Source organism: Bacillus sp. UNC322MFChir4.1 (assembly GCF_000746135.1).
Classification (GTDB): domain Bacteria; phylum Bacillota; class Bacilli; order Bacillales; family Bacillaceae_G; genus Bacillus_A.
On record NZ_JQKQ01000023.1, the window covers coordinates 43,318 to 59,311 of the forward strand.

The window sequence follows — 15,994 nt, forward strand, 5'->3', positions numbered from 1 at the left end:
CGTCCGAGGGGGCGAAACGGCCGGAGATTCTAGCCGCTAGAGCTGGACAATGCTTTCGCTGAATTTTGAGGTGGGAGTATTACTGCCCACGAATAGCGGGATAAAATGTAAGGAGGATCTTCATGAGTAATTTAACAAATAAAGCTCCTGAATGGTTATACGTATTTGTATTTTGCATCGCCGGGATTAGTGTCGTTTCTCAAGGGTTTATCATGATTCCAATCGAAAGCCAACTTATATTCTATTTTCAAATCCCTAAAAGTATTATTTATCTCTCAAGTAGCATATTTTCTATTTTCTACGCCATTGGCTTCTTAATTTTTGCGCCTCTTTCCAATCGATTTGGGAAGAAAAATATATTAGTTCTCGGCCTATTCGCTTTGTCCTTTTGTACGATGACGATTAGCGTTTGCAAAATATACAACTTATTTTTGTTCCTTAGAGCTTTGCAAGGACTAGTAGCAGCTACGTTTACGCCTTTAGCACTTGCATATGCATTCGAATTGTTTATTCCAAAACGTCAAGGCTATGTTATTGGGGTTTTAAGCACAGCGTTTACAATGTCTAGCTTATTAGGACAAATACTCAGTAATTGGTTTATATCTCAATACAATTTTCCTACTCTTTTTTATTTTTTCGCTTTCATTCACCTTTTATGTGCAACAATTTTATATTTCATTCTGCCTGTATCTATCAAAAGTGATCGTCCATTATCTATAGCATACTGGTTTGATATGTTTACATTATTTCGAAATCGCTACATAGCAATTTGTCTTGCGATTACCTTTACGCAATTTCTTTCATTCGTTGCCATTTATAGTTCTTTGCATCACTTATTAACCCAAATGTATCATCTAACAAATCATGAAATTTTGCTCTTTCAATGTCTTGGCCTAATCGGAATGTCTATTTCTCCTTTTATGAATAACTTTATTACACATACTAAAGCCCCAAAAATAATTACTCTAGGGCTTATTATTACGTGTACAGGAGTACTTTTGTTCTTAAAATGGGATCGTCTTTATTTTCTATCTGTCACTACAATTATATTTGCGGCTGGAATTTCAATCGTACTACCCTCTATCATTTTTCATATTGGACAAATAAGCGGGAAGAAAAAAGGAGTTGCAATGGCCCTATATACATTTACCTTATTTTTAGGATCTAGTATCGGTCCATATATCGGGACCAAAATGATGTTTAAATATGTCGTACTTACTATTTTCTCTGTCTTATTCTTGTCTTTCCTATTGTCATTTTCTTTACGAAAAAATACAAGCTAATCAAAAAGAGTAACTTAAATAAGAGTTGCTCTAACAGCTCTCTCACAACTGTTAGAACAACTCTATGCCTTTAGCATTGTATACTAATATGCCCCAGCTTATCAGGATTTACAACATAATAAATTTGTTCAATCTGATTCGTATTTTTCTTCCAGGCGAAACTGAATACACCGACTACTTCCTCATCCTTTAATACGAGAACACCTGGCTCATTATTTACTATGACCGCTTTTGCTTTTTTTCCTGTGAAAAATTTTGTAGCAATTGCAGATAACAAACTTAGGACACGTTTTTTACTAATAATTTGATTAATAGCTGTAGCGACGTTCCCCCCTCCATCTGCAATAAGCGTTACATCGCTAGTAAGAATTGCTGAAATTTCTTGAACGTCACCTCTTGATAAAGCCGAAATAAACTTATGAATTTGCTCTTGTTGAATTTCGTATGATGTAGAATTTTCATCAATAGATACATTCATTTTCTTCTTCGCACGGCTAAACACTTTACGGCAATTCATCTCCGTTATATGGAGTAAGTCAGCGATTTCACTATGTTTTAAATCTAACGCTTCTTTTAGGACATAAACTGCTCGCTCTGTGGCCGAGAGTTTTTCCATAAGAACAGCAAAAGTATAATATAGTTGGTCATCTTGAATGATTTTCTCTGTAGGATCCCATTTTATATCTTGTACAATCGGCTCTGGCAACCACGTTCCAACATAAGTTTCTCTTTTTTTTCGGCTTGATTGTAATTCATTTATACAGCGATTTACTACCATTCTACTTACATACGACTTCACATTATTAACATCAGTTAAATGAATCTCTCTCATTTGTAGCTTTAGAAATGTATCTTGAACAATATCTTCAGCATCACTTATCGATCCAAGCATTTTATATGCAATAGCAATAAAATAAGATTTGTACGTTACATACAATTCATTTATGTCTAAATTATTTTTTCCACCTTCTCCCTCCTCGAAGCTAACTCACCCAAATTTTAACATGATATACAATCACAAATACCCTAGAAAAAATTTTCTAGGGTATACCTATACAAATTCTTCTAAAACATTTTTTTAAAATAGTATTTTTATAACAAAACTTATCTTAAAAGGATTCTACAAATGATGTTGAAACCCTTTAGACCAGGAAGGATGAATGGGCTCCCACCCATACTCTTCTCGAGCTTTTGTATTAGCAGCGCCGCGCTCACCGCGATTACTACCAGCTTGGAAACAAGGCTCAGGCGCCCCGATTGCAGAAGCATAAACAGGCAACCAATCATTTCCTGGTGCAGGATGATTATCGACAATGTTGACCGGACCAGATGGCCAATCTAGTGCCAATAGTGCCGCTCTTGCTGCATCATCTACATGGAGAAAAGAAGTTATCCCATCAGTTGCTACTATCTCTTGTCGTCGTACTTGATTCGCAATCATTCCATCTGTTGCATACCAAGTTCCTGGTCCATAAAGCGTTCCGTAACGGAGAACCACAAATTCCGGCATTTGAGACACTTTTTCTTCTAACGCTATAATACCTTCTATCGTCGTTTTTCGCGGAAACGGAGCAGTAATATCTAACATGTCTTCTTCTGTAGCAGGCTCCTCTCCAGGCTCATATGCCCATGAAATACTTTGTGCAATCATTCGTCTAACACCTACTGATTTTGCTGCATCTACAAGATTTTCTGTCCCCTCAATTCGCATTTTCGCATTATCCACCGAGCTTCCCGCACTTAACGATGTAAGTTGATGAATCACTACATCCGGCTGACTCTTTTCTAATGCAAAGAATACAGCATTTCGATCAAATGCATCGACCACCACTGGCTTTGCACCCATTTTTGTAATTATACTCGCCTGTGATTCATCACGAATCATTCCGAACACTTCGTGATTCTCTTGTACTAACAAACGAATTAAAGAACGTCCTATTACACCAGTTGCACCAGCAAGAAAAATTTTCATATCTATACCTCCATAATATTTTTTAAAAACTTAATAATTCGATACCTTTAGAATGAAAAAACGAATATACAATGTACTCTTTTTTACGTTCATATTTAAGACAAATTAATCATGTAATGTGTGACATAAAGTGAAACTTTAATCAGTGGGGGTTTTCTTCATCCCCCACTGATTATTAGTTGAACCAATCGGGCTTTTACGAGCAGTTTATCTCTCACCTAACTTCTTTGCTTTCGCTGAATTTTGAGGTGGGAGTATTACTGCCCGTTAATGCGGGATAAACTATAAATTGTAACTGTGAAGGACTCTTTTTTCTATTTTAAAAGATTTCTGTTAGCGGGATAAACCTGAGGATTTTGCGCATTACTGTCCATATTATGATATACTATTGTATCCTGTTGTTCATTTTTATGAGCAACTGTCGGAAAGGAAAAAGTCATAAATCAGAATTTCATTTCAAAGATATATTGACTTCTGTGGAAACAAATTTGCTATACAATAGTAACGGAGTGATTAAATGAGTAAGGCTAAAGGTAAAGGTGGAACAGGTAGAGGAACAGGCAGTAAGGGCTGGAACAGATGGAAAGCCAGCGCCAACAAAAAAAAGAGCGCCAAACCTTATACAAGCAAAGGTGTTAAAAAAGCAAATGACGCAAAGACAAGCTAAAGATGACAAATCTAAAATATGACGACTGCGGTTTACTTTTATGAAACTTGCTATCTTTCATGTAAGTGTAAAATAGATGTTGTTCGTTGATTTTGTGGAGTTTACAGCTATATAAGGGTATATTTTAACCAGTAAAAACGGTAAAAGAAAAAGATGTTTGCTACAAATAAGCAAACATCTTTTTCTTTTACCGTTCTTTATCCACTTAATTATCTTCAGTCAACCGCTTCGCTTCAAAATACAACACTTGAATAAATTTCTTCGTATTAATTCGTGTATGACCAGCCGTTGCTAATGATTCATTTGTTAACTCCGTCATTCGTTTACGCACAATTGTAAAATCAAAAAATTTCGGAGCATAGCTTTCAAATTTCGGATTTGAAAAATCTGTTAAACCAAGAGAAGCTAAGTGATTAAGTGATTGATAAATCGCGCGGCGCACTCTTTGTTCTGAAGCTTTTCTTTCTTTATCAATTTCTACGTCCGAAGCCATTTCACCTAACTTTTTGACAGTAATGCGCTGAAAAATATCTTTTAATACTGGAAATCCATGTTCAAAGGTTTCCTTCTTTTCATATTGATATAAGTATTCCAGCATACTTAGTAAATCTTTACTACCATTCTCTCCAGCAATCCCTAGTTCTGCTAATAAACAACGGCCAGTATTAGCTATTTTTTTCTCTTCAAGCCCTGATTCTATTCGCCCTTTTGGTTGTTCCCATTGAAATACATTGTTTAATGATTTTTGAATATCTTGAATAGACCGTTCCAAACGAATACGCTCTATCACTTTTCGTACAACGGATACAACTTCAATTTTATTAAGCGGTTTTGTTATATAATATTCAACACCAAGGGAGTAAGCTTCACCAATTAATTGTTTTGATTCTACTTGAGAAATCATAACTACTTTTCCTGTGAACGACGAAGCAATTTGCCGAACCGTTTCAATTCCATCACGAATTGGCATTAATAAGTCAATAAATAATATATCTACTCTTTTAAAATTTAACTGTTCTCCTTCTACAAAAACCCCATCTTCTTCTTCTCCAACTACTTCTCCAAGGTCCTCATCTTCAATAATTTGCGCTAACATAGAACGAAATACTTCGTCATCATCTACGATGTAATAAAACATAGGCTCATCCTTCCTTAGCTAGGCTAGATTCCGGCAGTCGTACAATAAACTTGCAGCCTCTTTCAGCGTCTCTGTCTTGTAGTATAACCTCTCCCTCAAGTTCCGTCACCAACTCTTTTATATAAGAAAGACCAATTCCTGTTGATGGTGTTCCTGTTTGATCATATTTTGAAGTAAAACCAGGCTTAAATACTAGCTCCTTATATTTCCCTGAAATGCCTGGTCCATCATCTATTACTTCAAACGTGACAACCGTCCCTTGCTTCTTAACTTGAATTGTAATTGTACCAACACGATCAATCGCTTCCACAGCATTCGCAACTAAATTATTTAAAATCGATAAAACGGTAAATACATGATATTGCGTATGTTCTCCTTCAATCCGTTTAGAAAATACAATTTCCTTCTGTAATAACTGTGCGTATTTCTCGTTAATTCTTATAATCATTTCCGTCAGTTCATTTCCATTTATATATTCCGAAAGATCTTTATCTAAAAGAAGTTTAGATAATCCTGCAAAAATTCTTTGATTATCTTTTTTTATTTCGTGTACTTCCCCTGCAATTTTTAGCGCGTTCTTACTATACGCCTCAATCTCATTCTCAGTACTACCTTTCAGTTGTAAGTGCCGATATAATTGGTACGCTTCTTGTGTAATCCTTTCTGCATTTTGCAGCGTTTTCTTCAAATGAACAGACTCTACATACAAATTTGAAAGATGCATAAACATCTTTTCATTTTCTTTTCGGACCTGCGCTTCTTTTAATTTTGTCTCATATAAATTCATCATATTTAAAAAACCGAGCGCAAAAAAACTGCGAAAAATAGCAATAATAATAATTTTATTGAATTCTGAAACTGTAATCATCGTGCTGAGCACAAAAATATGATAAAAAGTAAGTTCTGCCATACTTGAAATAATTTCAATTGAAATCCCAAAACACCCGATTATAAACGGCTTTTGATGAAATCGATTTACTCTGCATATTGAAAAAAGACTTCCATATACGAAATAATAAAAGAAAACTGGATAACGCATACTAAAAGAGTCTGAGAAATGAAAAGAACTTTGTAGCATCCAGTCAAGGCCAATTCGAAATGCTACTACAGATGCCCCAACTAAAATTCCCGCTATAGAAGCTGGGATTTTCCTTAAAAATAATAGTAAAAAGAAGAAAATCGGTGTTCCAAAGCTAACACGAAACGTATCATTAAATGGATGAAAGTTCAGTTCTCCAGCGACCGGAACAATCAAAATTAACATAATTAAAAGTGAAATATCCTTCTTCCACAATTGATGCCAGTTCACACACGTCACTTCCCATTTTTTAGTCTTTAAACATAATAAGGAAAGCCCGCTTAATATATAAACGGGCTCTATTCCTATACTGTTACTTTTTCAACTGCTTTTATTTGACGATAAACTGGTTGCCACATTGCATCTTTAACAGCCTTCCTGATATCGTTATCACTTAATACCTCACGAGCAACACCTTCAGCAACTGCCGCTTTTGCTACTTCAATAGCAACGATCTCGGAAATATTACGCAATTCCTCTACTTCTGGAAGAATTGGTGCACCAGGTTGACTTGTATCTACCATACTTGCTACCGCTTCTGCTGCCGCAGCAAACATACCATCTGTCATGACACGAGCACGAACAACATTTGTACCAAGACCAAGACCTGGGAAGATAAGTGCATTGTTAGATTGTCCAATTACATAAGTAACTCCATTGTATGTAACTGGATCAAATGGACTACCAGTTGCAACTAGTGCTCGCCCTTCTGTCCAAGAAATTAAGTCAGCTGGTTTCGCCTCCGCAAGAGGCGTTGGATTAGACATTGGTAAAATAATTGGCCTTGCCACATGTGCTGCCATCTCTTTTACAATTTCTTCTGTGAATGCACCGGCAACTGTTGACGTCCCAATTAAAATAGTTGGTTGTGCATGTTTTACAACTTCAGCAAGACCAATCGTTTCTGATTGTTTCCATTGTTCGACTTCAGACTTCTCACGTGCATAAGGAAGTTGGAAATCAAGAAGATTATCCATATTATCGGTAAGTAAACCATTGCGGTCAATACACCAAAAACGGCGGTTTGCTTCTTCCTTTGATAAACCTAAGCGCACCATCGCATCACGCACTTGATCTGCAATTCCAATTCCAGCAGTACCTGCACCAAAAACAACAACGCGATGTTCACATAGCGGAACATCAGAAGTTTTCACAGCTGATAACACCGCTGCCAATGAAACAGCGCCAGTTCCTTGAATATCATCGTTAAATGTACAAACGTTATCGCGATATTTGTCTAAAATTTTGCGCGCATTACGTGAACTAAAATCTTCCCAGTGCAGTAATGCATTCGGGAACTTGTTACATACAGCCTTTACAAACAAATCAATAAATGTATCATACGCTTCTCCCGTTACACGTGGATGGCGATTTCCGATATAAAACGGATTATTTAATAAATCCTCATTGTTTGTACCAACATCTAAAATAACCGGTAATACACGACTTGGATCAATACCAACTGCTGCTGTGTAAACAGCTAGTTTTCCAATGGCAATATTAATACCACCTACGCCCCAGTCTCCAATTCCTAAAATGCCTTCACCGTCTGTTACAACGACTAAATCAATATTTTCGGCAGTTGCACCAATGTTAGAGAATGCTTCTTCAATACCATTTGGATCATTAACTGATAAATACACACCACGTGGTTTACGATATTCATGACTATATCTCTGAATCGCCACACCAACAGTTGGCGTGTATACAACCGGAAGCATTTCTCGTAAATGATCTGTAAGTATACGATAAAATAATACTTCATTACGATCATGCAGCGCTGTTAAGTATACGTTTTTTAATAAGTCATCTGGCTGTGAACAAAATTGTTCATACGCACGGCGTGCTTGTTCATCTAATGTTAATACTGCTGGCGGTAATAACCCCTTTAATCCTAGTTCTTCTCTTTCCTCCGCCGAGAAAGCGACACCCTTATTTAAAAGTGGTGTTGCTAATACTTCTGCTCCTCGTAATGTTGTTTCTAAAGTTCCATTCGAGGAAACTGTAAATTTACTCATATAACCCCTACCTTTATTGATATATAACATTTCTATATTGTAAACAAAAAAAAGGGGAAAGTCCCCCCTTTTTTTAATTTTTCTTTAAAAGAGATGCTCCTGCAATTCCAGGATGCGTCATTTCAAACGGATCTAAAATCAAGTCTAACTCTTCTTGTGATAATACTCCGTTTTTCAAGCAAAGCTCTCTGACAGATTGACCAGTTGCAATTGCTTCTTTTGCAACGCGAGCTGCTGCTTCGTATCCGATATGTGGATTCACAGCTGTAATAATACCAACGCTTTTCTCAACATATTCTTTTAAGTGTGCTTCATTTGCTTCAATTCCTTTTAAACAATTATCTGTGAAAGCACGGAAGCCGTTATTCATAATACTGATTGATTGAAGTAAGTTAAATACTAACACTGGTTCCATTACATTCAGTTCTAATTGGCCTGCTTCTGAAGCAAGACAAATTGTATGGTCGTTCCCAATTACTTGGAACGCAATTTGGTTAATTACTTCTGGCATTACAGGGTTTACTTTCCCCGGCATAATAGAAGAACCAGGTTGACGAGCTGGAAGCATAATTTCACCTAATCCTACGCGTGGACCAGATGCCATTAAGCGTAAGTCATTAGCAATTTTGGACATATTCATCATACATACTTTCAGTGCAGCTGAAACTTCTGTATATGCATCTGTATTTTGCGTTGCATCTACTAAATCTTCTGCTCCGACAAGAGGCAATTTACTAATATCCGCTAAATGTTTTACTACAGCCTCAATGTACTGTGGATCCGCATTTAATCCTGTACCAACAGCTGTCGCTCCCATATTTACTTCATATAGATGTTGACGAGATTTCTCAATACGTTTAATATCGCGTCCAAGTACGCGAGCATATGCTTTAAATTCTTGTCCAAGACGAATTGGTACAGCATCTTGTAAATGCGTGCGTCCCATTTTAATAACATGATCGAATTGCTCTGCTTTTAATTCAAAGATGTCGCGCATATAGCCCATTGTTTGTAATAATTCTTCTAACGAATTTAACGTCGCAATATGAATTGCAGTTGGGAATGCATCATTTGTTGATTGTGCCATATTTACATGGGTATTTGGGCTAATGTAATGATAGTCGCCTTTTTCCATTTCTAATAATTCAAGAGCACGATTGGCAATCACTTCATTTGCATTCATATTCATTGAAGTTCCAGCTCCACCTTGAATTGGATCTACGATAAAATGCTCGTGCCATTTCCCCTCAAGAATCTCTTCTGCTGCTTCTGCAATTGCTGTACCTTTTTTAAGTTCTAATCGTCCAACATCTGTATTTGCAAGCGCCGCCGCTTTTTTTACAATCGCAAGCGCTTTAATTAATCCTTCATGGACTTTATAACCTGTAATCGGAAAGTTTTCGACCGCACGCATCGTTTGAACACCATAATACGCATGCATCGGTACTTCTTTCTCGCCTAAAAAGTCTCTTTCAATTCGCACATCTTTTTTAGCTTCAGTTACTGTTGCCATATATGTTCCACTCCTCACCTTATTTTGCCCCATATGTAATCATTCTTCTACCTCAAATTTTACAAGAAATAAAAAATGAGGCTGGAGATATACTATTTGTGATACATCAATTCGTTTCACGAATAATTAGCGAGAGATAAATAATCTCTCACTAATTAAACTTTTAATTTATGCCGCTTTTGTTTCGTTTACAGTTTCTACATACTGTTTTGCTTTTTCTTGATCAAATTCGCCTTCCCATTTCGACATGACAATCGCTGCTAATGCGTTCCCTAATACATTGACAGACGAGCGAATCATATCTAAAATGCGGTCAATACCAGCAATTAAAGCAATTCCTTCTAACGGAAGTCCCATTGAACCTAATGTTGCCAATACAACAACAAAGGAAGCACCAGGAACACCAGCCATTCCTTTAGACGTTAACATTAAAACAAATAACAAGGTAACTTGCTCTGTTAGTGACATGTGTACACCATACATTTGTGCCACAAATAGTGATGCTAACGCTTGATAAATAGCTGATCCAGTTAGGTTAAATGTATAGCCAGTTGGTATTACGAAAGAAGCAACGGCCTTCGGACAACCAAACTCTTCCATTTTTCTCATAATATTTGGTAAAACAGCTTCTGAACTTGCTGTTGTAAAGGAAAGAATTAATTCTTCTTTTAAAATTTTCATTAAGGTGAAAATGTTTACTCCCACCAATTTTGCATTGATCCCTAGTATCACAATAACAAATAAAATAACTGTTACATAAACTGCAACCACTAATTTTCCTAACGGAAGCAGTGTAGCAACTCCAAATTTTGCAACCGTAACAGCAATTAGTGCAAATACACCAACCGGAGCAAATTTCATGACTTGATTTGTCACCCAAAACATTGCTTCTAATACACCTTCAAAGAAATGAAAGACTGGCTTTCCTTTTTCTCCGATTGCAGCAACTCCTAAACCAAATAACACTGAGAAGAAAATAATTGGTAGTAAGTCCCCTTGTGCAATAGATTCAAATACGTTTTTTGGTACAATATGAACAATTGTTTCTGCAAAACCTTTTTTCTGCGTTGCATCTGCTGTTGCTTTATATGCCGAAATATCACCTTGCTGCAAATGGCTCATATCAACGCCCGTTCCTGGATGGAACACATTTGCTGCTACTAAGCCCATTAAAATGGCAATCGTCGTGATAATTTCAAAATAGAGTATCGTTTTTCCGCCTAATTTACCGAGCTTCTTCATGTCGCCCACACCAGCTACCGCAACAATAAGTGCTGATATAACAATTGGAACGACAATCATTTTAATTAAATGAATAAAGATGTCTCCAAGCGGTGTAATATAGGAAATAGCTGTTTTATTTCCATAAAAGATTGCCCCTACTACAATCCCTAAAATAAGCGCTACAAAAATTTGTGTAGCTAATCCGAATTTTTTCATGTATTTCATCCCCTCCATGCGAACGCTTTCAATTTGTATGTATAAAAGCTTAATCACATGATATAGGTGAACCTACAAAATCAGACAAAAACCTACAAGTTTGTCACAAAACTTTCGGATTTTTTTCTTGAATTGTCCATGAATGTCCTTCTTTAGTATACAATTGAAATATAGAATCGATAAATAGATAGATTATTCCGTATAATCTAAAAGGAAAAACCATTACATACAACTACTGGTTCTTCTATACTATTATTGTTTACAACTACATCTGCACACTCCTTCGGTGCATGCTCTTCTATGTACATATGACAAGCCGCATGATACCGATGTATAAACATATCCTTAGCTTTCTCTTTACTTCCAAAAGCTTGCGCTTCCCTCTTGGAACCACGTTCTCTAGCAATCTGAAAGTCTGTTTCTACAAATACTTTATAGTCAAATAAATGTTTCAGTTCTTCTTTAAACAAAAATGTTCCATCTACTATAAATATTGTATCTTCTGAAGCTAATACAGGTTCAGAATGAATATACATATCGGTTTCTAAATCGTGTGATTGTATTTCATAACGCATCGTACCATTTGATCCTAATGGATTTAATAACCGGTCAGAAATAGCCTTATAATCATGAGCATCTTCATAATACCCCTTCGCTGATTCCTTCCCTTGTGAATATCGAATTGCTCTTGGATTGTGAAAATGATCGATACTCGTTCGAATTACTGTTCTTCCTAGAGTTTGAACTTCCTTCGCTAATTCATTAGCAAATGTCGTTTTCCCTGAAGCTGTAATTCCACTAACCCCCACTCTTACAGGATGATTTAATTTAAGTGCACATATATGCTCCGCTATTTCACGAATAACAGTTTGACGTTTCACTCCAATCCCTCCTCATGGAATCCAAGCACACACATCCTTATTTTTATGAAATACAATTGATCTATGCTATTTTAGTATATCATCCAAATAACATATTGTAAAAATATGTATTCGTTTCTTAAGCGATTATTATCATTAAGAAAAAATGCAGCATCACGCTGCATTTTCTCTCATTCATATTTCTGTTCCTATAAATAATAACTAAACATCCCTACTATCTTTTCTTTACACTTCTCTAAAAAGGACAAATTGTTTAAGAATGATAACGTCATTTCTTTTGAATCCCGAATATCTTGTGATAATGCTTGATTTATCTGTTGCAGAAGGGGACCACCCTTTATATAGAAATTCATCTCATCATTAATATGAAAGCTACGCGGAGTAAAATTCGCTGTTCCGATAACGATTGTTTCATTATCAAATACCATAGCTTTTCCATGAAACATCCCTTTTTTATATCCATATACAGAAATGCCATTCTCGATTGCTTCACGAATATAAGGATAGGCAGCCTCTTTTATAAAAGGAACATCCGGCTTGAAAGACCACACTATTTTAACGGAAACGCCGCGCTGCCTTGCTTGAATTAAAGCATTCATAAGCTTTTCATCTTTTGGTATAAAATACGGGGTGGCAATCACAATAGATTGTTTTGCCTGCTTTATTAATTCCATATACTTTTGGATGATATCATGGCCATTATAACTAGACAGTGTATATAACGTTTTTCCTGGGACACTCTGTTTAGAAATACTTGTTATCGTTTCAGAAGCATCTCGTTTCCAGTCTAATGCAAACTGTTCTTCTAAATCCTTTACCCCGTCTCCTTTTATTCGTATATGATAATCTCGCCAATATCCAAATTTCTTGTCTTTTCCTAAATACTCATCTCCTATGTTAAAACCACCACTATAACCTATTTTCCCATCGATTGTTGTAATTCGGCGGTGATTCCGATGATGTAGCGAATAAAAAGAGAATGGCAATTCAGGTTTTCTACTATATGTAAAATGAACACCACTTGCTTCTAATTCATTTTTCATTTTTCTTTTGAAAGACAAATCATTAATCCGATCGACTGATAGGTATACTTGTACACCTTCTTTTGCTTTTTCTTTCAACAGATTCAAAAAAGTACGGCTGCTTTTATCATCTGAAATAATAAAGAAATAAGTAAAAATTGAATGTTTCGCCTCTTTTATATCCGAAAATAGCTGTTGATACAAAGATTGCCCCTCCACAAATAGTTGAAAATCACTATAGTGATTTTCATACTCTTTCGTTTGATTTTTTTTCGCTTCTATTTTTCTTCCCAGCGTAACATCAACATGCATACAAACAAGTAGTAAAAGGAATATAGCAATAATAATAGAAATAATCCGAAGTATTTTTTTCATCATTTCGTTTTCCTTCCGCACAAAATAATTGTTTCTACATAGTATTTCAGCAGAAGGTATTTTTAATGCTAATTTACAGGGCGTTTCATATTATTTTTACTATTATATATACATACGGGGTGGACTGGATGAAAAATTCTAACGCAAAAACACCTATCGTCTTTATTCCTGGCCTTTTTGGTTCTATGAGTAATTTTATTATTCCTGGTACAGGTGATGGAAATGTCATTGCAAATAGTGTTTTTCTTTTAGATGGAGACAAATATGTTGTACAAGGAACTCATAATGAAGTCTTGTATAAAATGGGTACAGTATCAAACTGTGCCCATTTTACATCTTTATTAAATAAAATTCCTAGCATCGTTATTCCGCCCAAATTTATAAATAGCAATTAGGAAGAAAGAAATGGCAAAGGCGAATAAGATTAAAATGTTTAAATATAAATCTGCGAACTGCGTTCCTTGCTGTAACTTCGTGAGTGTGTCTAATAACCAACGCTGCGGAAGAAATTCAGCAATTTTTTGCACAGACGCTGGCATAATTTCAAATGGAAAAAAGCATCCGGCAAGCAAACATGTTGGTGTAATAATAATATTTTGCATTGCATTCGCAGAAGTTGAGTTTTCCGCAAAAGATACAATCGCTAACGATAAACCAATTGCGATTAGACCAAATATTATCAGTACTCCAATCATAACAATTAAAGGCATATTTATATTAATATGAAATACATTGGTCATAAATAATACTGTTACAACAATTTGCACGATTAAAATAAGCATATTAACAGCAACATTAGATAATATATACTTCTTTCCATCTATTGGTGTTGATAATAACCTGAAATACGTTCTGTTCTCTTTTTCTTTCAAAATTAATTCTGAGAAATTCACCGCTGAAAAAAGCATAAACATAATGAGGTAACCAACTGTTTGATTCGTCATATCTTTATTTTTCGAAGTATCCTTAAGCGTATGAGCTGTTAACTTGAATGAATTTTTTTGATAATTTGCATACATTTTCTCAAACGTACTTTGATCATTTTGTGCTACTTTACTAATTGCCGTTATATTATCAATATAATTATACAAATACGATTTGATAAAACCTGTAATTTGCGCACCTTTAATGGAGGAGACTTCAATGTGACTCGGCTTGCCGTCTCGAACACTTTGTGAAAAACCTGAATCTAACGTAATAACTGCATCGAGCTTTTTCGAGGCAAGTTTCTCTTCTACTTCTGATGATTGAATTTTACTTACTTTTACATGGTCTATTCCTTCTATAAATTTCACCGTATCATTTGCTATATAATGATTTTCATTATTTACAATCCCGATGTTTAATGTCCCTTGTCCTGCATTTCCATACATTAAAAATGCAATGAGTGATCCCGCTATCGGTAAGCCGATAATAATAAGTAACCCTTTTTTATTTTTCAAAAGTACCGATAATATTTTTTGTATGAGCCATAAAATATCTTTCATATTATAGCCCCTCCCGTCTGCGTAATGCGATAATCGCAATCAATAAAAACAATGCTGAAATTCCAATATTTAAAGAAATTACCGGAAGTGCTGCCCCTAAATCATTCGCATAAATAATTTTCATAATTGCTGTATTTGCCCATGTTAATGGCGACATATTTGTAAGCACATTTTCTTCAACTACAAAATATGCTCCACCAAAAATAGAAGCCAATTGTACAACAACCATAATCACCGCTTTAGCTGCCTCGCCTGTTTTCGTAATATACCCTATCCCTAAACCAAAGCTAATTGCGAGTAACACTTCTGTCAGTAAAATTAGAAAAACTACTCCAAGATGGTCTCCCCAATTTGCCCCATAAACAAATTTACTAAAGACAACGACAAGAAGAAGACAAAGTGCATTTATTACAAGACTACCTAGTATTTTCCCAACGAAGATCTCCGCTTTACTAACAGGTGCAGCAATTAAACGATCTCCCGTTTTTCGTAATCGTTCTCCGCGAATGAGATAGCTTGCTCCCATCGCTCCATACAAGGCAATCATCGTCGTCATCACAATCGCATAATAATCCATAGAACCTGGTTTTTTAGCAGCTTGTAAAGATGTCTCTTTTATATAATCATCATGGTTGCCACCTGAAATAACTGTACTCACTTTCCCAGGATCTACTTTCGCGACTTCTACTACTACGTTGTACTTATCGACAAATGTAGTAAGCATCCCCTCAACAATACTTCCCTCAATACTATTTCGATCACTCTCATATAACTTCACGCCATCTTGAGTCATTTCTACATAGCCAGCATATTTATTTTGTTTCACTTCTTCTTTTCCATCTGCATCGGTTGAAACTTTTGCAAAGTGAATTCCCGATTTATCTGTTTCTTTTATAAATGCTTCAAAGGCCTGTGAGAACTTACTATCTGCTTCATCTTTATATAATACCTTTATATTTTTAATAGAAAGACTGTCACTATTAAATGCATTTGTTAAAGCTGTTCCCAAAATGAGCATAAGCACGATCGGGAATGCTAACATAAAAACTAATGTTCTTATATCTCGAAAATCTCTTTTCATTTGCATGATAGCAATATTGAAGATATTCAAACGATGAAC

14 protein-coding genes are annotated in these 15,994 nt (G+C 35.6%); 3 read left to right on the forward strand and 11 right to left on the reverse strand.

The genetic code is table 11. The annotated features are described in order from the left end of the window. The first annotated feature begins 122 nt into the window (after window positions 1–122). Window positions 123–1,283 (forward strand): MFS transporter, encoded by a 1,161-nt coding sequence (locus tag BR72_RS10375; RefSeq protein WP_035432712.1) that lies wholly within the window; start codon window positions 123–125, stop codon window positions 1,281–1,283. Window positions 1,284–1,353: 70 nt separating this feature from the next. Here BR72_RS10375 and BR72_RS10380 read toward each other — a convergent pair whose 3' ends face one another. Both BR72_RS10380 and BR72_RS10385 read right to left on the reverse strand, forming a co-directional pair. After that, a complete protein-coding gene (locus BR72_RS10380) occupies window positions 1,354–2,220 on the reverse strand; it encodes a sigma-70 family RNA polymerase sigma factor (RefSeq protein ID WP_051957293.1) in 867 nt (288 codons plus the stop codon). A 183-nt stretch (window positions 2,221–2,403) separates the two neighbouring features. Continuing rightward, entirely contained in the window at window positions 2,404–3,255 is an 852-nt protein-coding gene (locus tag BR72_RS10385) for an NAD-dependent epimerase/dehydratase family protein (RefSeq protein ID WP_035432715.1), read from the reverse strand. Between the two features lie 517 nt (window positions 3,256–3,772). On the opposite strand from BR72_RS10385, the gene BR72_RS25545 reads away from it, so the two are divergent. Then, window positions 3,773–3,922 carry a DUF3934 family protein gene (locus BR72_RS25545; RefSeq protein ID WP_081904857.1) on the forward strand — a complete coding sequence of 50 codons (150 nt, stop codon included), beginning with the start codon at window positions 3,773–3,775 and terminating at the stop codon, window positions 3,920–3,922. A gap of 205 nt (window positions 3,923–4,127) precedes the next feature. Here the strand turns inward: BR72_RS25545 and BR72_RS10390 are convergent, their stop codons facing one another. The 7 genes from BR72_RS10390 to cls form a co-directional block, all read right to left on the reverse strand. Continuing rightward, window positions 4,128–5,060 (reverse strand): response regulator, encoded by a 933-nt coding sequence (locus tag BR72_RS10390; protein ID WP_035432716.1) that lies wholly within the window; start codon window positions 5,058–5,060, stop codon window positions 4,128–4,130. Between the two features lie 4 nt (window positions 5,061–5,064). Then, window positions 5,065–6,369: an ATP-binding protein gene (locus tag BR72_RS10395; RefSeq protein ID WP_035432717.1), complete on the reverse strand. Its 1,305-nt coding sequence runs from the start codon at window positions 6,367–6,369 to the stop codon at window positions 5,065–5,067. 74 nt (window positions 6,370–6,443) lie between these two features. Next, a complete protein-coding gene (malS, locus tag BR72_RS10400; protein ID WP_090998427.1) occupies window positions 6,444–8,177 on the reverse strand; it encodes an oxaloacetate-decarboxylating malate dehydrogenase in 1,734 nt (577 codons plus the stop codon). 52 nt (window positions 8,178–8,229) lie between these two features. After that, the gene (gene aspA / locus BR72_RS10405; RefSeq protein ID WP_035432719.1) at window positions 8,230–9,669 is read right to left on the reverse strand and encodes an aspartate ammonia-lyase; all 1,440 of its coding nucleotides are present in this window, start codon (window positions 9,667–9,669) and stop codon (window positions 8,230–8,232) included. A gap of 168 nt (window positions 9,670–9,837) precedes the next feature. Further along, complete coding sequence (locus tag BR72_RS10410) at window positions 9,838–11,109, reverse strand: cation:dicarboxylate symporter family transporter (protein WP_035432721.1); 1,272 nt, start codon at window positions 11,107–11,109, stop codon at window positions 9,838–9,840. 206 nt (window positions 11,110–11,315) lie between these two features. Next, window positions 11,316–11,990 (reverse strand): nucleoside/nucleotide kinase family protein, encoded by a 675-nt coding sequence (locus BR72_RS10415; RefSeq protein ID WP_035432722.1) that lies wholly within the window; start codon window positions 11,988–11,990, stop codon window positions 11,316–11,318. A gap of 188 nt (window positions 11,991–12,178) precedes the next feature. Further along, on the reverse strand, window positions 12,179–13,390 hold the full coding sequence (cls, locus tag BR72_RS10420) for a cardiolipin synthase (protein WP_035432723.1): 1,212 nt from the start codon (window positions 13,388–13,390) through the stop codon (window positions 12,179–12,181). Between the two features lie 125 nt (window positions 13,391–13,515). On the opposite strand from cls, the gene BR72_RS10425 reads away from it, so the two are divergent. After that, window positions 13,516–13,782 carry a hypothetical protein gene (locus BR72_RS10425; protein WP_156107936.1) on the forward strand — a complete coding sequence of 89 codons (267 nt, stop codon included), beginning with the start codon at window positions 13,516–13,518 and terminating at the stop codon, window positions 13,780–13,782. Here BR72_RS10425 and BR72_RS10430 read toward each other — a convergent pair. Continuing rightward, window positions 13,729–14,874 (reverse strand): ABC transporter permease, encoded by a 1,146-nt coding sequence (locus tag BR72_RS10430; RefSeq protein WP_035432725.1) that lies wholly within the window; start codon window positions 14,872–14,874, stop codon window positions 13,729–13,731. The two genes, BR72_RS10425 and BR72_RS10430, sit on opposite strands and share 54 nt — an antisense overlap. Window position 14,875: 1 nt before the next feature. Further along, window positions 14,876–15,985 carry an ABC transporter permease gene (locus BR72_RS10435; protein ID WP_035432727.1) on the reverse strand — a complete coding sequence of 370 codons (1,110 nt, stop codon included), beginning with the start codon at window positions 15,983–15,985 and terminating at the stop codon, window positions 14,876–14,878. Window positions 15,986–15,994: the final 9 nt, after the last annotated feature.